Origin of the sequence: Sporosarcina cascadiensis, from assembly GCF_009650995.1 — a bacterium.
Taxonomy (GTDB): Bacteria; Bacillota; Bacilli; order Bacillales_A; family Planococcaceae; genus Sporosarcina; species Sporosarcina cascadiensis.
Window position 1 is genome coordinate 311,394 of sequence record NZ_WHVV01000002.1, and the last position, 20,314, is coordinate 331,707.

General features: G+C 43.7%; 18 protein-coding genes. 15 read left to right on the plus strand and 3 right to left on the minus strand.

Translation table 11 applies throughout. The features are described from left to right. Positions 1-502 precede the first annotated feature (502 nt). A complete protein-coding gene (locus GDZ68_RS03760) occupies positions 503-1,813 on the plus strand; it encodes a hypothetical protein (protein ID WP_153720942.1) in 1,311 nt (436 codons plus the stop codon). Between the two features lie 139 nt (positions 1,814-1,952). Here the strand turns inward: GDZ68_RS03760 and GDZ68_RS03765 are convergent, their stop codons facing one another. Beyond that, the gene (locus GDZ68_RS03765) at positions 1,953-3,125 is read right to left on the minus strand and encodes an ROK family transcriptional regulator (RefSeq protein WP_153720943.1); all 1,173 of its coding nucleotides are present in this window, start codon (positions 3,123-3,125) and stop codon (positions 1,953-1,955) included. Between the two features lie 142 nt (positions 3,126-3,267). On the opposite strand from GDZ68_RS03765, the gene xylF reads away from it, so the two are divergent. The 13 genes from xylF (at position 3,268) to GDZ68_RS03830 (ending at position 17,709) form a co-directional block, all read left to right on the plus strand. Continuing rightward, positions 3,268-4,347, plus strand: coding sequence for a D-xylose ABC transporter substrate-binding protein (xylF, locus tag GDZ68_RS03770; RefSeq protein WP_153720944.1), 1,080 nt, complete (start codon positions 3,268-3,270; stop codon positions 4,345-4,347). Positions 4,348-4,415: 68 nt separating this feature from the next. Further along, a complete protein-coding gene (locus GDZ68_RS03775; RefSeq protein WP_153720945.1) occupies positions 4,416-5,936 on the plus strand; it encodes a xylose ABC transporter ATP-binding protein in 1,521 nt (506 codons plus the stop codon). Next, on the plus strand, positions 5,933-7,099 hold the full coding sequence (locus tag GDZ68_RS03780; RefSeq protein WP_228550994.1) for a sugar ABC transporter permease: 1,167 nt from the start codon (positions 5,933-5,935) through the stop codon (positions 7,097-7,099). Before GDZ68_RS03775 ends, GDZ68_RS03780 begins: the two co-directional genes overlap by 4 nt. 37 nt (positions 7,100-7,136) lie before the next feature. Next, positions 7,137-8,459, plus strand: a complete 1,323-nt coding sequence (gene xylA, locus GDZ68_RS03785; protein WP_153720947.1) for a xylose isomerase — start codon at positions 7,137-7,139, stop codon at positions 8,457-8,459. Positions 8,460-8,533: 74 nt separating this feature from the next. Beyond that, positions 8,534-10,033 (plus strand): xylulokinase, encoded by a 1,500-nt coding sequence (gene xylB, locus GDZ68_RS03790; protein ID WP_153720948.1) that lies wholly within the window; start codon positions 8,534-8,536, stop codon positions 10,031-10,033. 12 nt (positions 10,034-10,045) lie between these two features. Continuing rightward, on the plus strand, positions 10,046-11,032 hold the full coding sequence (locus GDZ68_RS03795; protein WP_153720949.1) for a Gfo/Idh/MocA family protein: 987 nt from the start codon (positions 10,046-10,048) through the stop codon (positions 11,030-11,032). Beyond that, entirely contained in the window at positions 10,984-12,075 is a 1,092-nt protein-coding gene (locus tag GDZ68_RS03800; protein ID WP_228550995.1) for an aldose epimerase family protein, read from the plus strand. The genes GDZ68_RS03795 and GDZ68_RS03800 overlap by 49 nt, the downstream gene beginning before the upstream one ends. A 383-nt stretch (positions 12,076-12,458) precedes the next feature. Continuing rightward, a complete protein-coding gene (locus tag GDZ68_RS03805; RefSeq protein WP_153720950.1) occupies positions 12,459-13,244 on the plus strand; it encodes an ABC transporter ATP-binding protein in 786 nt (261 codons plus the stop codon). 16 nt (positions 13,245-13,260) lie between these two features. Continuing rightward, positions 13,261-14,217, plus strand: coding sequence for an ABC transporter substrate-binding protein (locus tag GDZ68_RS03810; protein ID WP_153720951.1), 957 nt, complete (start codon positions 13,261-13,263; stop codon positions 14,215-14,217). A 5-nt stretch (positions 14,218-14,222) separates the two neighbouring features. Beyond that, positions 14,223-14,990: an ABC transporter permease gene (locus GDZ68_RS03815; RefSeq protein ID WP_153720952.1), complete on the plus strand. Its 768-nt coding sequence runs from the start codon at positions 14,223-14,225 to the stop codon at positions 14,988-14,990. 100 nt (positions 14,991-15,090) lie between these two features. After that, positions 15,091-15,630, plus strand: coding sequence for a DUF4242 domain-containing protein (locus GDZ68_RS03820; protein ID WP_153720953.1), 540 nt, complete (start codon positions 15,091-15,093; stop codon positions 15,628-15,630). Between the two features lie 30 nt (positions 15,631-15,660). Beyond that, complete coding sequence (locus GDZ68_RS03825; protein WP_153720954.1) at positions 15,661-16,707, plus strand: acyl-CoA dehydrogenase family protein; 1,047 nt, start codon at positions 15,661-15,663, stop codon at positions 16,705-16,707. Between the two features lie 432 nt (positions 16,708-17,139). Continuing rightward, complete coding sequence (locus GDZ68_RS03830; RefSeq protein ID WP_153720955.1) at positions 17,140-17,709, plus strand: transposase; 570 nt, start codon at positions 17,140-17,142, stop codon at positions 17,707-17,709. A gap of 143 nt (positions 17,710-17,852) precedes the next feature. On the opposite strand, the gene GDZ68_RS03835 is transcribed toward GDZ68_RS03830, so the two are convergent. Together GDZ68_RS03835 and GDZ68_RS03840 are read right to left on the minus strand one after the other, a co-directional pair. Next, positions 17,853-18,095 carry a DUF2188 domain-containing protein gene (locus tag GDZ68_RS03835; RefSeq protein ID WP_153720956.1) on the minus strand — a complete coding sequence of 81 codons (243 nt, stop codon included), beginning with the start codon at positions 18,093-18,095 and terminating at the stop codon, positions 17,853-17,855. 267 nt (positions 18,096-18,362) lie between these two features. Beyond that, positions 18,363-19,739 (minus strand): alkaline phosphatase, encoded by a 1,377-nt coding sequence (locus GDZ68_RS03840; protein ID WP_153720957.1) that lies wholly within the window; start codon positions 19,737-19,739, stop codon positions 18,363-18,365. Between the two features lie 233 nt (positions 19,740-19,972). Between GDZ68_RS03840 and GDZ68_RS18175 the strand changes: the two genes are divergently transcribed. Next, on the plus strand, positions 19,973-20,314 hold a 342-nt coding region (locus tag GDZ68_RS18175), incomplete at its 3' end, for a hypothetical protein (protein WP_228550997.1).

The window sequence follows — 20,314 nt, forward strand, 5'->3', positions numbered from 1 at the left end:
CGTAGTCTCTAAGATGCAAGCCCCCAAACCGCGACGAAGAAAGTTAGCAGTTAGCTTAAGGCAAGGATATCCCTGATGACGTGGAAACTGTGGAAAGCGAGCGGCAAACTTCTGGTCTGAGGAATACGAATATCATATTAGGCATAATTCGGAGGTTTTGCGAAACAAGACGAAACCATTTCTGTCGTAGGTTGGACGGAGTATATGAAGCAGACAGCTGGAGGGAAGACTACGTTCAAACAGTACCTACTAGGGAATTTATTTGAACTTTTTATCTTACTGAAATTAATTGTCGTGTTACTATTTAATTAGTGTAAATTAATCAGTAAATAACCAGATGTCCTGTGTTAAACGCAGTGAAAGTGAAGGGAAGATTGCACAATGTAATAGATAATCGGGTATTTGCAAGCAACTTATGAAGGGCGAGACGGCAAGAATAATGAGTTCCTTCTATTTAGGAAATCCGGTTTCTTAATGAAAAGGTTTTGAGGAGGAAAAGAGAATGAAAAGAAAATTACTTCGCTATGCTTCAATGACCGTGGCTATTTTGATTGGCGTGAGCGGCTGTTCAGAAAAAGAAGATACAGCAGAAGAATCTACAGTTACAGTTCAACCAGTAGCTTCATCAGAAGAAAAGACAGAGCCCAAGGAAGTTTACGAGCCAAAAGATGTAAAACGGACAGATACGGCAGTCGCTGTTGAAAGCCTCGGAAAACAGGCTCTATTTACCGAAAAGCTGTTGGAAGATGGGAAGGAAATCCAGATATTCATCTTGCCGGCAGACATAAATAGTATACAAACGGTCGCTGAAGGAGAAGGTTCCGCGTTCGGACAGCCGGGTGACCGGCGCTATGAAGGGGAGCTGCAATTTTACCTTTCTGATTTAGAAGGCGACGAGGCGTATTTGCAGGACATGAATTCAGCTTCCTACACTCTAAACTTATCGAAAGATCCATTTACTATGCGAAAAGTTGATGATCAGTCGATGCTGCAGATTGCAGAGGTGGTTCATTCGAATGGCAGGGAGCTGTCGTTATTTACTGCAGATCAAGGGCTATTACACTCAGTTTCGGTAGAGGGGGAGCCGGTGCTTTATGCCAGTACGGAGAAAGTGAAAGTGGTGGAGGACCGGTATCTGCAGACGTATCAGTATTTCAACGATGAACCGCTGGGCTGGCTGTTCCAGACGTATGAGTGGCATCCTGACGGGAACAAGCTTACCTTGATCAATGAAAGGGAGCTGTTCATTGAAGATGAGTGGAAGGAAGACAGTGACTGGTATGGTGAGGGGTTTGCAGACGAAGTGTTTGAGATGTATAAGGGGCTAATCGCCAAATGGCATGATATTGACGGCTATGTCGACCAGTTTCCTTATCGCATGTTCCCTGATGATTTGGCGAATCGGCTGAAAAACGGCTATATTTTGGACGAGCAGTTGAAAGTCGGAGGATCGATGGCGGCTTATAGTGAAAAGCATCCTGTGCATCTGGGAGAATATGAGGCAGAGGGCGGGTCGTATCTTGCCTATCCGGACGGCCAGAATGTGTTTTATGATGAGTATAACGATACAGTTGCTGGCATTGAGCTGAGTGGATTTTATTATAAGGATACGACTGCAAGGCTGCGGCAGTTGCTGGGTGAGCCTTTCTGGGACTCTGCGGATCATCCGATGAGCGAAGAGGAGAAAGAAGCAATTGCAGGATCGAATTATGATACTGGAGATATAATGGATTATGAGATTGGTGATTATCATGTGAAAGTGGAGTATGAAGGGGAGGAGGTTATTGGGGTTTATTTGCATGGTGGAAGTTGATCTATGTTTCTTGAATTAAAACACTGAATTAGTAGCTAGGTTCATCACTAATATTCCGGAATCCATGCAGATTCCGGAATACAGTGACAGAAAATATTCAATTTCATTTTGTACATAAAGTAAATTGATGCGGAGTTGGTTAAACCGTATGTTCTGAATTTAAGAATTCTTCAATTGTAAAAGCTGCCATTCCCAAAGCCGTTGCGTAAAAGTTTTGTTTCATAAATGTGATATCGAGTTCTTCTTTATGAAATGGCAGAAGCTCTGTATTTGTTGTATTGATCATTGCATCTTGGATCCAAGGTTTTGCTTTTGATAATCTGTTGCCTATAATTAACATTTCTGGATTAAATGTTTTGATTAGGTTACTAACCCCGGTGCCAAGATAATTACCGGTCTCTTCGAATAGTTTGACAGCATCTGTATTGTCTTCTTTAGCAGCGGCAATTAGCTGTTCAAGTGTCATTCCGTTTAAGGATTTTTGGCGCTTTGCTTTCTCCAATAATGCATTTTCGGAAGCGTAGGCTTCCCAGCAGCCCTTATTGCCGCAATTACAAAGTTTTCCGTCTTTTATAATCGTCATATGCCCGTTTTCACCAGAATAGCCGTTTATGCCCCTGTATAGCTCGCCATTCAGAATAAGACCAACGCCTATGCCAATTCCTGCGCTGACGAAAATTAAATTATTTACATTCTTTCCGACTCCGAATCGTTTCTCCCCATAAGCTCCGGCGTTCGCTTCGTTTTCCACTACGATAGGAAGGTCAAACTTTTCTTCGAGAATAGCCTTCAAGTCGGTATTTATCCATTTTAAGTTAGGAGCGAGCAGTACCTGGCCGCTATTGTCAATAACGCCCGGAACCCCAATACCGATTCCTACAACACCATACTTAGTTGGAGGAGCCATAGCTATCAGTTCCTTAATCATACTGTCCAATTCACCAATATACTCTTCGAGCGTAAGGGCAGCTTTGTATTCTTTTACTGATTCATGAAGAACATTGCCGAGCAGATCTGTTATGATGCCAAATGTATAATTCACCCCTATGTCAATTCCAATCGCATAACCTGCTGTTTGATTGAAGTTCAATATCACGGGACGTCTTCCGCCGCTGGATTTGCCGGGGCCCGATTCGAAAATCAATTCTTCTTCTATCAGTTCGTTTACCAGGGATGAGACTGTTGCTTTATTTAAACCGGAACGCTGTGCAATGTCTGCCCGGGATAACGGAGCCAAATCAATCACAGAATGCAGGACGATCTCTTTATTTTTTTGCTTTACGATATGTTGATTCCATGTAACTTGTTTCATGTGATCACTACTTTCTATATCACGATCTATTTACTGAATAATTATAGCATACTATAAACTTAGTTTATTCGATAGACAAACAAAGTTTGAAATGTTAGAATCTTAGTAACACAGTAAATCCAATCAAAAGGGGGAAAAAGGAATGGGTAAATGTAAGGGCTTACACATGTTTTTACTAATCGCTTCATTGGTATTATTGCTGGCAGCATGCGGGCAGGATGCAGGTTCAGGTGAAGCAGATTCTTCAAAGTCGGGGGATAAAGAAGAAGGGAAGCTTCGGATTGGGCTGTCTGTTTCTGATTTAACGCTGGAGCGCTGGCAGCATGACCGTGATTTCTTCGTTAAAAAAGCAGAGGAGCTGGGGGCGGAAGTAGTTGTTCAGTCGGCGAATGGAGATGAAAGTAAACAATTATCACAAATCCAGAACATGCTGTCTCAGGATCTTGATGCTTTGGTAATAATTGCGATTAATTCAGATGCTCTCTCGCCTGTAGTAGATAAAGCCAAGGAGGAAGGGATTCCCGTTTTGGCATATGACCGTCTGGTAAATGGGTCGGATATTGATGCTTATGTTTCGTTCGATAATGTGCAAGTAGGTGAAATGCAGGCTGAGTATTTGGTAGAGAAAACGCCTGCTGGAAAATACTTTTTGATGGGCGGTTCGCCAACTGATAATAATGCGAAGATGTTCAGGGAAGGACAAATGAATATTATTCAGCCATTGGTGGACAGCGGGGATATTGAGATTGTTGGCGATCAGTGGGCAAAAGGCTGGGATGCGAATGAGGCATTGAAAATTATGGAAAATGCTTTGACAGCCAATAAAAACGATATTGATGCGGTAGTGGCATCGAATGACAATACCGCCGGAGGAGCGATTCAGGCATTGGATGCTCAGGGGCTGGCGGGTAAAACTGTCATTTCGGGGCAAGATGCAGACTTGGCAGGGGTGCAGCGTGTTGCAGAAGGCACACAGACGATGACAGTGTATAAACCGATTAAAGCAATTGCAGAAAAAAGTGCTGAAGTAGCTGTTCAACTGGCAAAAGGAGAAAAAATCACGTCGGATACCACAGTGAATAACGGGAAAATTGATGTATCTTTCATTAAACTGGACCCTATAAAAGTAGGAAAAGAAAATATTATGGATACAGTGATTAAAGACGAATTCCATTCCTATGACGATGTGTATAAAAATGTTCCGGAAGATGAGCGTCCATAAAAAATATGTAGAAAAGGCGGCCCAGTAAGCCGCCTTCTCAATTTATCTGTATAGGAAGGAGAATTGAAATGGAAGACTACGCACTCCAGATGAGGAATATAACAAAAGAGTTTCCTGGTGTGAAGGCGTTAGAAAATGTCTCCTTTTCTGTACGTAAAGGGGAAATTCATGCACTTTGCGGCGAGAATGGCGCTGGGAAATCTACCTTAATGAAAATATTAAGTGGTGTATATCCATTTGGAACTTTTGATGGAGAGATATTGGTAAATGGAAAGAGCGTAGAATTTAAGACGATTAAGGAATCACAAGAAGCTGGTGTATCTATCATTTATCAAGAGTTGGCTTTGGTGGAGGAGCTTTCAATTGCTGAAAACTTGTTTTTAAGTCATGAACTCATGCGGTCACCGATTATTAATTGGAATAAGATCTATGTAGAAGCTCAGAAATGGTTAACCAAAATAGGATTGAATATTGATCCCCAGGTAAAAGTGGGGAGCCTGCCAGTTGGGAAGCAGCAGCTGATTGAGATTTGTAAGGCGCTAACCCAGAATACAGAAATATTGATACTCGATGAACCGACTGCTGCTTTAACAGAAAGCGACGTTGAGATACTTATCAATTTATTGAATGATTTGCGGAGTGAAGGTGTTACATGTATTTACATCTCCCATAAACTTGGAGAGGTAATGTCATTGGCGGATACCGTAACTATTCTGAGAGACGGTCAGACGGTCAGCACGGACTCCATTGAAAATTTGACGGAAGATAATATTATTACAAAAATGGTCGGCCGTGAGCTGACAGAATTATTCCCATATGAAAAACGTCCGGAAAGTACAGAGGGAATTTTAGAAGTGCAGAATTATTCTCTGACTGAAAAATCCGGTGATCGAATAATCAGTGACGTTTCATTTCATTTAAAGAAAGGAGAAATCCTTGGTTTTTCAGGACTGATGGGTGCTGGACGTTCTGAATTGTTCATGGGTTTATTTGGCGGGATGGCAGCTGAGAGTTCTGGCAACGTCGCAATAGATGGCAAGCCAGTTATGATTAAAACCCCGGCTGATGCCATTAAAGAAGGTTTGGCCTACGTTTCTGAAGATAGAAAGCGCTATGGTTTGGTGCTCGGAATGAGTATTACAAAAAACACAACATTGGCAGCGTTAAATAAGGTAATGAAGCTAAAAGTGATTGACCAGGCGATGGAAATCAAGGTAGCTGATGAAATTACATACAAGATGAATTTGAAAGCACCTACCTTGGAAGCGCAAGTAGGAAAGTTGAGCGGTGGAAATCAGCAAAAAGTAGTGTTGAGCAAGTGGCTGTTAAGTCAGCCGAAGATTCTTGTTCTTGATGAGCCGACCAGAGGGATTGACGTGGGTGCTAAATATGAAATTTATAAAATCATCAATGAATTGGCTGCTCAGGGAGTGGGTATTGTCATTATTTCATCTGAATTACCAGAAGTGCTTGGGATGTCAGACCGGATTATTGTGATGGCAGAAGGAAAAATTACAGGTGAATTCACTAGAGAAGAAGCCACGCAGGAAAAAATTATGGTATGTGCAACAGGAGGGAAGAATCCATGAAAAATCAGCCGATACAAAATCCCGTACCGGAAGAAAATGAAAGTAAACTCAGTTTCAAATTAGATATTCAAGCTTATACACTTATTATTGCCTTAGTGCTGATAGCCCTTATCTTTGGATTTTTCACGGGAGGAGAGTTTTTATCTTCACGGAATATTTCCAACCTCTTTTCGCAGATGGCCGTAATTGCGGTACTGGCAATCGGGATGACTTTGCTGATTGTGGCCGGTCATATTGATTTGTCCGTCGGCTCCCTGGTAGGTCTTACTGGCGGAGTGGCAGCGATTTTGCAAGTCTGGCATGGCTGGAATACGTTTGCCGTGGTAGTGGCTGCTGTTGCAGTCGGAGCTCTTTTTGGTGTCTGGCAAGGATGGTGGGTAGCTTACCGGGCAGTCCCTGCATTTATTGTGACCCTCGGCGGTATGCTGATTTTCCGTGGAATACTTATTGGGCTGAGCAAGGGGCAGACTATATCACCGATGGATGAAAGCTTCAAGTCTATCAGTAATAGTTACTTGCCTTTTTCAGCCGGTTATATATTGGCTGTCGGCAGTATTCTCTTATTACTGTTTTGGACATTAAAAAATCGCTCAAAAAGACGTGATTTAGAGTTGCTGATTCCACCTGCATATATCGATTATGGAAAAGTTGCTGTATACTCGTTCTTTATTTTATTGGCAGCGTATATGCTGAGTCGGTATCAGGGGGTTCCAATTCCGGTAATTATTGTGGTGGGACTGGCAGCAATCTATGTCTTCATTTCCAATAAAACTGCTTTCGGACGCTATGTATATGCAATAGGCGGCAATATTGAAGCAGCTGCTTTATCAGGAATTAATATTAAACGAAACACCTTGATGGTATTCATTTCAATGGGAGCTCTATCGGGAGTGGCGGGAGTTCTATTGACGAGCAGATTGAACGCAGCCACGGTGAATGCCGGAAATATGTATGAACTGGATGCCATCGCTGCTTGTGTAATAGGCGGAACCAGCCTGATGGGCGGCAGAGGAAAAGTGGTCGGCGCGCTGATCGGTGCTTTGATAATGGCCAGTATTGATAACGGAATGAGCATGATGAATATAGAAACATTCTGGCAGTATATCGTAAAAGGTCTCATTTTGATTGTGGCTGTTTGGATTGATATTGCCAGTAAGAAATAACAGGTATGAATACAAGAATTAAATGGAGGTATGGAGTATGAGTTATTTTACTGCTATTAATCGGATTAAATACGAAGGAAAGAGTTCAAAAAATCCTTTATCTTTTAAATACTATAATCCAGAAGAAGTGATCGCTGGGAAAACCATGGAAGAGATCTTACGGTTTGGAGTGGCATACTGGCATACATTTACCATGGATGGTTCTGATCCATTCGGCAACGGAACGATGATTCGTAATTGGGATCGCTACTCAGGGATGGACCTGGCTAAAGCGCGAGTTGAAGCAAGTTTCGAATTCTATGAAAAGTTAAATGTCCCGTATTTTTGTTTCCATGACATTGATATCGCTCCTGAGGGTAATTCACTGCGTGAAACGAATAAAAATCTGGATGAAATTGTTCAGTTGATTAAAACTAATATGGAATCCAGCGGGATGAAACTGCTTTGGAATACAGCCAATATGTTTACCCATCCCCGTTTTGTGCATGGGGCAGCGACATCTGTCAATGCAGATGTGTTTGCCTACTCGGCTGCGAAAGTGAAAAAGGGGCTCGAAGTCGCCAAGGAATTAGGTGCAGAAAACTATGTCTTCTGGGGCGGACGTGAAGGGTATGAAACGCTGCTGAATACGAATATGAAGCTGGAACTTGATAATTTAGGCCGTTTCTTTCATATGGCAGTAGATTATGCAAAAGAGATTGGCTATACAGGTCAATTTTTGATCGAACCGAAACCGAAGGAGCCGACTACCCATCAATATGACTTTGACGTGGCGACAGGGTTGGCGTTTCTGCACACGTATGATTTACAGGATCAATTCAAGTTCAATATTGAAGCAAATCATGCCACATTGGCAGGTCACACATTTGAACATGAACTTCATTACGCCAGAGTCCATGGAATGCTCGGATCAGTGGACGCTAATCAGGGTGACCCGTTGCTTGGGTGGGATACAGATGAATTTCCTACAGATTTATATACTGCGACGCTGGCTATGTATGAAATCTTGAAAAATGGCGGCTTGGGAAGCGGCGGATTGAACTTCGATGCAAAGGTCAGAAGGGGTTCATTTGAACAGGAGGATTTATTCCACGCACATATCGCCGGGATGGATAGTTATGCGGTCGGTTTGAAGGCTGCGCAGAAGCTATTGAATGATCGCGTATTAGAAGGTTTTATAGAAGAGCGATACAGCAGCTTTTCTAGGGACATTGGAAAAGAGATTACAGAGGGGACAACGAATTTCCATGAGCTCGAGAAATACGCCTTGGATTTGAGAACGGTCAGTAATCAATCAGGCAGAACGGAACGCCTGAAGGCTCTAGTCAACCAATATATTTTGACAGCTGCAGCAGAATAAAACGATATAAGGGCTGTACTTGTGAACTATTCAAGTGCAGTCCTTTTATATAAATTCAGGAGAGGGTGAAGAGGGTGCGATATGTAATCGGGATAGACTTAGGCACGAGCTCTGTGAAATTACTGCTGGTTGACCAAAATGGTCTGGTTTGTAATGAAGTATCAAAAGATTATCCATTGATACATAAACAGTCAGGCTATAGTGAGCAAAATCCCGATCTATGGGTGGAAAAGACAATAGAAGCTCTTAGGGAATTACTTCAGCAGTTTAAAGGTGATTCCCAACAAATAGAGGGAATGAGTTTTTCAGGGCAAATGCACGGACTGGTTCTCGTGGATCAGGAAGGGAAGCTATTACGCAACGCTATTTTATGGAATGATACGCGCACAACTGAGCAATGCGAAGAAATTTATGAGATGGCTGGAAAAGAACGAATTTTAATGCTGGCGAAAAATCCGGCGTTAGAAGGTTTTACGCTGCCTAAATTACTATGGGTCAAAGAACATGAACCTGAGATTTATCGTCAAATCGCCCATTTTATGTTGCCGAAGGATTATTTGCGTTATAGACTGACAGGAACCATAAGCAGCGAACTTTCAGACGCAGCGGGTACATTGTTGCTAGATATCAGCAAGAAGATATGGAGTAAAGAAATTTGTGAGTCAGTAGGCGTAGATCTCGCTATCTGTCCGCCTTTAGTTAAATCCGATTCCTTTATAGGAAATATTACAGATGAAATCGCACAGCGAACAGGTTTGCCTGTTACCGCGAAAGTGTTTGCAGGAGGGGCTGATAATGCCTGTGGTGCCGTCGGTGCTGGTATATTAAAGGATGGTATGACACTTTGCAGTATTGGAACCTCCGGTGTGATCCTTTCCTATGAAACTGCGAGTGGCAAGGATTATGAAGGAAGGGTCCATTATTTTAATCACGCTAAAGAGAACGCGTATTATGCGATGGGCGTCACTTTATCCGCAGGTCACAGTCTTGACTGGTATAGGAGGATTTTTGCTGGAAGTCGAAGTTTTCAGGAGCTGTTGAGCGGGATTGAGGGAGTGCCTGCAGGGGCTAATGGCTTGCTGTTTACACCATATCTGGTCGGTGAACGCACGCCGCATGCGGATTCAAATATCAGAGCAAGTTTTATTGGAATGGACACGTCCCACAGCTTACCAGATTTTACACGTGCGATACTTGAAGGCATCACGTTTTCATTGAATGAATCATTAAGTATTCTACGTGATAGCGGAAAGTCTATCACATCTATCGTATCGATCGGCGGAGGAGCTAAGAATAGTGCCTGGCTGCAGATGCAGGCGGATATCTTTGATGCAGAGGTTAGTAAATTAGCAAACGAGCAGGGGCCCGGAATGGGTGCAGCGATGCTGGCGGCTGTAGGATGCGGCTGGTTTCATTCATTAGAAGAATGTGCGGAAGTTTTCATTAAGACCAGTGAAGTGTATCGGCCAAATGAGGAAAACGTACGGAAGTATAAGGAGTTATTTGCGATTTATCAGCAAGTGTACAGCCAAACAAAGTCTATTAATGATCAACTGGCAGCTTATAGAAACTAGGAGGAGATTGAGATGAAAAAAATCCGTTGGGGAATACTCAGTACAGCAAATATTGGACAGACGCAATTTATACCGGCTATTTTTCGTGCTGAAAATGCTGAAGCAGTGGCAATTGCAAGCCGAGGTCCAAAAGTGCATGAAATAGCTAAACAATTAAACATCCCTACTGAATATGAAAGTTACGAAGAACTATTAGATGATCCGAATGTGGATGCTGTGTATATTCCGCTGCCGAATCATTTGCATAAGGAGTGGGTTGAAAAAGCTGCGAATAAAGGTAAACATGTACTATGTGAAAAGCCGGCTGCATTGAATATGGAAGAAGCTGCCAGAATGGTGAAGACCTGTGAAGATCATCAGGTAAAGTTTATGGAAGGCTATATGTACCAACTGCATCCGCAGCATGACCGCGTGAAAGAAATTATTGCTTCAGGAGAAATCGGCCCTGTTAAATTGATTAAATCCAGCCATTCGTTTCATTTGGAGAATCAAGATAATATTCGGATGGATCAATCGATGGGGGGAGGCAGTTTATTTGATGTAGGGTGTTATGCAATTCAGCTGATCCGGCATATTACAGATGATGAGCCGGCAGAAGTGTCTGCTTTTGCTGAACTGAAAGCTGGAGTAGATATCAGTACTGTTGGCTATCTGAAAATGAAAAGCGGCATTACAGCGCTGTTTGACTGCAGTTTTGATATGGTTGCCAGAAATGAATATGAAATTGTAGGAATGAAAGGAACAATTAAAGTCCCTTATGCATACCGCCCGGACAGGAATGGCGGGGTCGGGGAACTTATTATTACGACCGGAGATACTGCGCGAAAAGAAAAGACATTTGGGGATATTTATAAGTTGGAAGTAGAACATTTTTCCGACGCTATTCTAAATGACTTGCAGCCTCGTATTACAGGAGAATCCACTGTTAAAAATATGAAAGTTATCGAGGCGTGCTATCGTTCGATCGACACGGGTCAACCAGTAAAAATCAGCGACTGAAAGGAAGAGGGATTATTGTTACTGTAACTGAAAGTATTTACGGCTATATAGACGACAGGCCGATTACTTTATATCAATTGACGAATGACCGGGGTCTTGGCATACATTGCCTGGACTTCGGCTCTGTCATCACGGAGATTAATATGCCTGATCGACAAGGCAATAAAGAAAATGTCGTCCTTAGTTTGAATACGCTTAAAGAGTACGAGGAAAATCCGCATTATATAGGCGCGGTCATTGGAAGGACTGCCGGCCGAATAAAATCCGGGATGCTGCAGATAGAAGGCCGTGATTATACACTCACTGCCAATGAAGATTTCAACCATCTTCATGGCGGGAACACGGGGTTCAGTCATGTGATTTGGAATTCGAGGATTGTGGAGGCAGCTGATGAACAAGCAGCCGTCGAATTTACTTATCGGAGTCCGGACGGGGAAGAGGGGTATCCGGGAAATCTGGAAATGAAAGTAACCTATACACTCACCCATAACAACGAATTGATCATCAGCTATCAGGCTGTTTGTGATAAAGACACCATGGTGAATCCGACGAATCATTCCTATTTTAATTTAAGCGGCGATGGTAAACGGCCTATCAGGAATCATAAATTACAGTTGGACAGCAGTTTTTACTTGGAGATTGATGAACACGCGCTGCCGACTGGCGAGATTTCCCGAGTGGAAGGTACGGCTTTTGATATGCGCGGCGGAAAAGTAATAGATGAAGTAGATACCTCGATAGAATTTCAATCGGAAATGCAGCATCACAAAGGTTTCGACCATCCATTTGTGCTGGATAAAAGTCAAGCAGATGAAATTATTCTATCTCATCAGGAGAGCGGTAGAAGGCTAATCATACAAACAACAGAACCTGCCGTAATTGTTTACACCGGCAATAAAATAGGTTATTCAGGTATTTGTCTGGAAACTCAGTCTTATCCGGATTCGATACGTCATTCTCATTTTCCGTCGTCTCTCTTAAAGAGAGGAGAGGTATATCATTCGAAGACAAGGTATTTATTTGAAGTCATGGAGCAGATATGATATCCAGTTATCTTCTAGGATGGAGAGAAGAAGGTGACTCATATTCTACAGGAAAGATAGTGCTTATCCTGGATAGTGAAAAAGACTGTATTTCTTTGTATTCTGTACCCAGCAGACATCCCCCGCTTATGTAAGCGGGGGATGTCTGCTGTTTATGGTTAGATGGTGCCTGTGTGCAACACAACTTATAAACTATTCTGAATTGTATACAAAACGAGATGGATTTTTTGTGTCGAATTCAGTTCTCAGTTGATTGAATTAGTCTAATAGTCCAGGGTAAATTAAATAAAAGATTTTTCAAATTTGGTTGCCTTTTCTGTTTGACTGGTATAAACTATCGTTAATGGTTACTAAACTAATAGGAATTGTTTTATTTAAAAAGAATGAGGGGGAGAGGGATGATTACGGTAGCCGGAGTGAGTAAGGCGTTTCATACTAAAGGTAAATCGGCTCTGGTGTTGGATAATGTCTCTTTTCAAGTGGAGAGGGGAGAGATTGTTACGCTGCTTGGGAAGAGCGGTTGCGGCAAGAGTACCCTTTTGAATATGGTAGGTGGATTTTTACCGCCGGATAACGGAACGGTTTTATTGGATGGGAAGGAAGTGATCCGTCCGACGAAGCGTTGTGTGATGCTTTTTCAGCAGAGGAATCTTCTTCCGTGGCGGACGGTTTTGAAAAATGTGGAGCTTGGGCTGGAAGGGGAAGCAATGCCTGCGGCGGATAAAAGAGAACGGGTTATGGAAGCGCTGCGGCTGGTGGGGCTTGATGGCCATGAGCATCAATTTCCGCATGAATTGTCCGGAGGGATGCAGCAGCGGGTGGCAATTGCAAGGGCTTTTGCGATTCAGCCGGACGTGATCTTGATGGATGAACCGTTTGCAGCGCTGGATACCTTCAACCGATATAATTTGCAGGATGAATTAATTCGAATCCAGACGCAGAAGAAGACGACGATTCTGCTGGTGACGCATGACATCGATGAGGCTGTCTATCTTTCTGACCGTGTACTCATCATGAGTTCCCATCCCGGCAGAATCTATAACGAGATGTTGATTAAGCAATCGAAGCCGCGGGATCGCACACATGGTGATTTTCATTATTACCGTAAGAAAATACTTGAAGAATTTGAATTGAGCGGGGTGCAGCCGATGCCCGAGTATTCGATTTAGGGAAGGGGGTCCATAGATGAAAAAGCTTTCATTGATAGTGCTCGTTTTGGCAATGGTATTTACGTCGGCTTGTACACAGGCAGACGAAGGAAAGACGAATGCAACGGGGAAGACGACTTTAAAAATTGGTTATTTACCGATTACTCATGCAGGCCCGCTTTACATGGAGTCGCATGCTCCTGAAGAACAGTTGGAAGGGTATGATGTGGAGCTGGTCAAGTTTGGTTCATGGCCTGATTTGATGGATGCGCTGAATACGGGACGGATTGATGGAGCCTCTGTGCTGGTGCAACTGGCAATGATGGCGAAAGAGCAGGGAATTGATCTGAAAGCAGTCGCACTGGGGCATAAGGATGGAAATGTGCTCGTTACTTCAAAGAATATAGAGGAAACGGCGGACTTAAAAGGTGCCACTTATGCAATACCGCATAAGTTTTCTTCTCATAATCTTTTATTGAATGAAATGCTGAAAAAAGACGGATTGACCTACGAAGACGTAAATGTTGTGGAGATGGCACCGGCCGAGATGCCGGCAGCACTTTCAGAAGAGCGGATCGCAGGCTATGTAGTGGCTGAACCGTTTGGCGCGCAGGCCGTGGCGATGGATAAAGGGAAAGTTCATTATCACTCGGATGAAATCTGGCCTGATTCTTACTGCTGTGTCCTTGTTTTACGCAATGATATTATCAAAAAGGATGAAGAAATCATTCAGTCCTTTATTGACCAGTATGTTAAGGCGGGCGAGTCGGCAAATAGAAAGGATGATGCCGTCTATGAATCATTTAGCAAGTATATGAAAGTGGATAAGGAAGTTTTAGATTTGTCTCTGGAGTGGATTTCATACGATGATCTTCGGATTGAACAGGAAGAGTACGACAGATTGGCAGGGTTTATGACAGAGATGAGCTTGACGGAAAATCCGCCAGTGTATGAAGAGTTTGTGGACAATACATTTATCGATAAAGCGAAGTGAATGCAATGGGCTGGCTAAGGAAGTTATGGAATTTTACGATCGGCATGGTGCTTCTCGTTGCTGTTTGGCAGGCGGCCATCTGGATCGGTGGATATGAAGAAGCGCTGTTTCCGTCACCGCCAACTGTCGGAGCGGCAATCGTCTCAATGGTAGCAGACGGAACGTTATGGGAACATTTGCGAGTCAGTCTGGGACGGTTTGCTGCAGGCTATCTCCTCGCTATCGTGCCGGCCATATTGCTGGGTATGATGCTTGGCAGGATGCCGCGGACCTGGAAGATTGTCGACCCGGTCGTTCAAGTGCTTCGGCCTGTCTCTCCGGTCGCTTGGTCGCCGTTTATTGTGCTCTGGTTCGGGATTGGTAATATGCCGGCCATTGCCATTATATTCATCGCTGCCTTCTTCCCGGTTTTATTGACTACGGTGGCGGGTGTACGGAAAATCGACCAGGATTATTTGAAAATCGCTGAAAACATGGAGATTCGCAAATGGCCGCTTATGTATAAGATCATTTTCCCGGCAGCCTTTCCTTCTATTGTTAATGGGCTGCATCTGGCGCTCGGTACGGCTTGGGTGTTTCTCGTGGCAGGTGAGATGGTCGGTGCGCAGTCGGGTCTTGGATTCTTAATTATTGATGCGCGCAATACGCTGAAACTTGACCATGTATTTGCCGGAATCGTCTTCATTGGACTGAGCGGCTTTATACTTGACCGTTTGATAACAATTTTCGAACATTGGGTTGGCCGGCATTTTGGAACATCATCGGCAGCATAGCGGATTAAATGTTTCTTTATTTCCGACAATAAAGATTGATTTTATTAACTTAGTGAACTAATATGAATAATATATTAATAGAAAAAGTGAGGTTTTACAAATGGGTTTATTTCTAATCGAATCATCATCTTTACAGGGAATCGTGGACTCAAAGATAGCATTGGATCAAAAGGCAGAACAATTGCAGGCGAGTCTGGAAGCGCAGGAATCGACGCTCATCGAGATACAGGTGTCCAAAGATTTCACCCGTTCGTTTTTCATTGTAGAGTCAGCTGATCAGGAAACAGCTGCTGCCGGTTTAAAGGAAGCGGGTATCCCTGTTGAATTGGTTAAAGATGTCCGCTTGGTGGGTGATGACTTAGAAAACGTGAAACAGAGCAAAGACCTCGTTAATTATTTAGTTGAATGGAACTTGCCGGAAAATCTGACGATGGATCAATACTTGGCCCGCAAAAAGAAGAATTCAGTACACTATGAAGAAGTGCCGGAAGTATCGTTTGCCAGAACGTATGTCTGTGAAGATATGTCGAAGTGTCTCTGCTTCTATGATGCACCCGATGAAGCGGCTGTAAAACGTGCTCGGGAAGCGGTTCAGACGCCAATTGATTCAATTACAGAAATCTTGACAGAAGATAAGTAAGCAACTGAAGGGGAGGGAGGCGCCATACAGATGGTACTGGGAAAACAAGAAGTGCTTGCGGAGTTACTAACGAAAGAACTGAAACCGTATGTGAAAAAAATCGATCAAGATGCGTTTTACGCGGAGAATTTTCTGCGCAGGCTCGGCGAAGCGGGTCTGTTGTCGTCGGGAGACCGTTCCCAGTCTGAAGTGGTTTCGGATGGTTTGTATTTGGTAAGAGAGACTGCCGAAATATGCATGACAACCGCCTTCTGTCTATGGTGTCACCTAGCCGCTCTGACTTATGTCCGTACAACAGAGAATGAGAGGTTGAAGGCTGATTTGTTGCCAAGTCTGGAAGATGGCAGTTTGCTGGGGGCAACCGGCCTGTCGAATCCGATGAAGCATTATGCCGGGCTGGAGAATCTTCATCTGAAAGCAAAGCGAACACCTGGCGGATACCTGGTATCAGGTGTGCTTCCCGCCGTTTCCAATTTGGGGAGAGACCATGTATTCGGTGCGATTGCCGGGTTGAATGACCAACAGCAGATCATGATGGTCATTTCCTGCGATTCACCTGGTTTGACGTTCAAAGAAAAAACTGATTACTTAGGGTTGAACGGCAGTGCCACTTTCAGTTGTTCACTTAGAGAAGTGTTCATCGCGGAAGATCGAATATTATCGGAGGAAGCCGATGCGTTCGTTGCCAACATCAGACCGACATTCATTGCTTATCAAATTCCTCTCGGCTTAGGAGTGACTGATGCGTCTGTGCGCTCAATCGAGAAAACGGCCAACCGGCAAAACGGCTGCAATCAGTATTTGCCGGTACAAGCACCCGAATTGCAGCGGAAAAGAACGGAGCTGGAATATCAGCTGCTTTCTCTCATTTCAAAGGAATCAGTAGACTGGAAGGAAGTTGCAAGAATCCGTTTGAGCGCTGCATATCTAACATTGGAATCAGTACAAGCTGACATGCTTCATAATGGAAGTTCCGCATACCAGAGGGCAAGTGCTCCGGCAAGGCGGCTGCGGGAAGCCTACTTTTTCGCAAATCTCACTCCGACAATTAAACATTTGGAGAAAGTGCTGATTTAGGGTGCCTGTGTGCAGCTGTTTGCGGTGCCTGTGCGCGACACAACTTGAACACTATTCTGAATTGCATACACTTAGATTGGCCAGTTGTCCTTCGGGGTGATTGGCTTTTTGCTGTTTTAGTTTGTGCATGTTACATATTCAAAGTGTATTCAAATGTCCGAAAACAGCTGAAAATTCATTTTTAAGTCGGAAAGGTATAGCAAAACTTAATTTTAAGGGTGAAGAATTGCATACCTATCAATATTCTTTCTAACTAAAATTCATTTTCTCTTTTTGACAGTACCGTGCTTTCTGTCTACGATGAAATCATTATACGAAAAAGGAGCGTGAGTGCAGTGGAGAGTGTGCGGACAATGGGAATGGCTAAAGCTTACTTCTTCAGAGCTGCAGTCCGATATTACAGCAGTCTTTATTTACGGGAGGTGAGGCTTTTTGGGTAGAAAACGAAATTGGAGGCCGAATGTGTATTATCATGTGATTATGCGAGGGAATAACCGCGAGAATATTTTTAACACGCCGGAGGATATGTACCATCTATTGCGGATTATCAATCATGCACACGAGACATTTCATTTTTCCATGGTGTCTTTTTGTATAATGACAAACCACTATCATTTCCTGATCAAGTCTGACGTTGAGCTGTCCCGGATAATGGGTCATATCAACCGGAGATACAGTGATTATTATTCGAGGCGCTACAACCATGTCGGCAGAATTTATCAGCAGCGCTATACCCCCATCCTTGTTGAAAGTCCCCAGGCTGCATTGGCGGTCAGTCGCTATATTCATAGAAATCCGATAAAAACGAAGACACCGATGGTCAATGAACTTATTGATTATCCGTTTAGCTCCTTTCCCGTCTACGCCGGCGGTCAAGCTGTGGGATGGAGGTTTCTGGATACCGAGACATTGCTGTCGTACATGCATCCGCCGGCAGTGGGAACTCTGCGGGAATACGTTGATTATTGTCTGGCAGAGCTGGAGGAGGAAGTAGAGGTTTGAATTGATTTGTCTGAATAGTGTCTGAATTGTGTGACGCACAGGCACCGAAAAAAACCTAAAAAACCCTTCACCAATTCTAATTGGCAAAGGGATTTTCAGGGTTATCAGATTTAGCGTTAGAACTGTACGCTCCATTTCGGCGCCTATTTAAAATCCAGCTGTTCCTCAATCCGACCACGATCGTTGTGAATGTAGACCATCGTTCCGTCTTCTTCCGCACGCTGCTTTGCTTCTTCGATAGCCTTTTCCTGTGAGTCCGCTGTGCAGACCGGCTCGTCTTCGCCTTCTCGTTTTACTGCCCACTCATCATCGTGGGGGACGACGTGATAGCGTGCGTCTTTTGTCCCGGCACGGTCTTCAAAATATTCATCCTGTTCTCTGCCCATTCGGATGCCTCCTCATAGCTTGATTTGTTCTTACCTATACCCGAATAAACAATGAAATAACCGGAATAGCAGTGAAAAGGAGGAACGAATAGACGAAAGCAGTTACACTCCAGGGGGCTACTGATTGCTTCTTCGGCCTTTTGCAGAAAAGTGCCCTTTTATTGTATTTGTCAGTATAGTGTCTAAGTTGTGTTGCACACAGGCACCATCCAGAGAGTCATCCAGTGAACCATCCAGTGAACCTTCCGGAGAACCTCCTAGAACTGTTTACTTCCCACCATCCACGATCTCAAAAATGATATCCGCATGATCCGTATTATCCAGCAATCCAGCAAAACGTTCTTTGCCTGGTCCGTAGGCATAAACAGGAACATCTTCTCCTGTATGGCCGCCGGTTGTCCAGCCTGTGAAGGAGCGTTTGTCAAAGAGAGCTTTTATGGCCGTTTCAATATCGCTGCTTTTCGCACCGGCATCGACAACTTTCTTAATTTCATCTGCTTCCAAAGGCATCAGCTCTTGGTCAATATAGAGCTTTAACGTTTCTGTCGGGTCAGCACCTTCTGCAATTTGCTGGGCGATGAAAGCAGGTGTGCGCTTCGCTGCTTTGATCACGTCAGTATTCCAGTTATATTCCCCGTCGGCCCCTATTGAAAATCCGCCTGTGGAATGATCGGCTGTCGCCACAACCAATGTATGTTTATCTTCTTTTGCGAAATCAATCGCTGCCTTGAATGCTTTCTCGAAATCTTCCATTTCACTCATAGCACCGACGACGTCATTGGCATGGCCCGCCCAGTCGACTTGGCTACCTTCCACCATTAAGAAAAACCCATCATCATTCTTCTTTAAACGGTCAATCGCGGCTGTTGTCATCTCTTCTAATGAAGGTATGTCTGCAGAACGGTCAATCATTTTTGGAAGGCCGCCGTCTGCAAACAATCCAAGAATTTGATCATTGTCATTCCTCAACAATGCCGTTTTTCCAGTGACATAGCTGTAGCCATCTTCCTGGAATGAATTTGCGAGATTTACATCTTTCCGAATGAAATTGGATTTACCGCCGCCCAGCAGGACATCGATCGTATGGCTGCCGTTAATCCGTTCATTGTAGTAATCATCGGCAATCTCGTCCATATTCTTCCGGCTTTCATTATGAGCACCGTAGGCAGCAGGTGTGGCATGCGTAATTTCGGAAGTGGCCACGAGTCCAGTCGACTTCCCGGCTTCTTTCGCTGCTTCCAGCACCGTTTTTACTCTTTCTTTATCTTTATCTACCGCGATGGCATTATTGTACGTTTTGATGCCTGACGACATAGCAGTCGCTGCTGAGGCTGAATCTGTAATGGATTGATTATCGTCATCAGGATACGTCATTTGCTGGCCGACGAGATACTTATCGAATTCAGTCAGCTCAACGGCAGGGGTTGCAGGATCATCTTTGAAATAACGATACGCCGATGTATAAGAAACACCCATTCCGTCACCAATTAGGAAAATGACATTTTTGATTTCCGGTGTTTCGTCCTTCTTGGTCTCGTCTGCAGAAACCACTGGATCTCCGCCTGTTCCGATCATACTTGCCAGCACAACAGACGAAAGTACTGCAACTGGAATGACTTTCTTGAAAAATTTCTTCTTCAACATAACGACCTCCTGTATTTGTAATCAATTCCCACTATAAAGGAGACTTGTTAACAGACTGTGGAGGCCGTGTAAATGTTTGGTCTGGATTGTGTATGAAAGGATGCTTGCTTGAACGGTGCCTGCTTGAGGGTTGAACGGTGCCTGTGTAGCATACAAATTGAACACTATTCTGAATTGCATACATTTAGATTAGCCAATTGTTCTTTAGGATGGTTGTATTCAGCAGGTTAAGAATGGCAGAAAATTCATTTTTAAATCGTATAGATAATGCAAAAATTAGTTTTAAGAATGAAGAACCGTTTACCTATCATCTTTCCTTCTATCTAAAACTTGTTTTTTCTTTTTTGACAGGATTGCACTTTCTGTCTACGATGAAATCATTATATGAAAAAGGGTGTGAGTGTAGTGGAGAATATGGGGAAAACGGGAATAGCAGGAGCTTCTTTTTTAGAGTTGCAGTCCGATTTTACAGTAGTCTTTATTTACGGGGGGGGGGGGGGGGAAGCTTTTTGGGTAGAAAAGGAAACTGGAGGCCGAATGGGTATTATCATGGGTTTTGGCGGGGAAAAAACCGG

Coding starts and splice junctions, on each gene's coding strand:
- GDZ68_RS03825 (WP_153720954.1), top strand. CDS start 15,661: ATGGTACTGGGAAAACAAGAAGTGCTTGCGGAGTTACTAACGAAAGAA.
- GDZ68_RS03815 (WP_153720952.1), top strand. CDS start 14,223: ATGGGCTGGCTAAGGAAGTTATGGAATTTTACGATCGGCATGGTGCTT.
- GDZ68_RS03835 (WP_153720956.1), bottom strand. CDS start 18,095: ATGGGCAGAGAACAGGATGAATATTTTGAAGACCGTGCCGGGACAAAA.
- GDZ68_RS03810 (WP_153720951.1), top strand. CDS start 13,261: ATGAAAAAGCTTTCATTGATAGTGCTCGTTTTGGCAATGGTATTTACG.
- GDZ68_RS03760 (WP_153720942.1), top strand. CDS start 503: ATGAAAAGAAAATTACTTCGCTATGCTTCAATGACCGTGGCTATTTTG.
- GDZ68_RS03780 (WP_228550994.1), top strand. CDS start 5,933: ATGAAAAATCAGCCGATACAAAATCCCGTACCGGAAGAAAATGAAAGT.
- GDZ68_RS03840 (WP_153720957.1), bottom strand. CDS start 19,739: ATGTTGAAGAAGAAATTTTTCAAGAAAGTCATTCCAGTTGCAGTACTT.
- GDZ68_RS03765 (WP_153720943.1), bottom strand. CDS start 3,125: ATGAAACAAGTTACATGGAATCAACATATCGTAAAGCAAAAAAATAAA.
- GDZ68_RS03805 (WP_153720950.1), top strand. CDS start 12,459: ATGAGGGGGAGAGGGATGATTACGGTAGCCGGAGTGAGTAAGGCGTTT.
- GDZ68_RS03775 (WP_153720945.1), top strand. CDS start 4,416: ATGGAAGACTACGCACTCCAGATGAGGAATATAACAAAAGAGTTTCCT.
- GDZ68_RS03820 (WP_153720953.1), top strand. CDS start 15,091: ATGGGTTTATTTCTAATCGAATCATCATCTTTACAGGGAATCGTGGAC.
- xylF (WP_153720944.1), top strand. CDS start 3,268: ATGGGTAAATGTAAGGGCTTACACATGTTTTTACTAATCGCTTCATTG.
- GDZ68_RS03795 (WP_153720949.1), top strand. CDS start 10,046: ATGAAAAAAATCCGTTGGGGAATACTCAGTACAGCAAATATTGGACAG.
- xylA (WP_153720947.1), top strand. CDS start 7,137: ATGAGTTATTTTACTGCTATTAATCGGATTAAATACGAAGGAAAGAGT.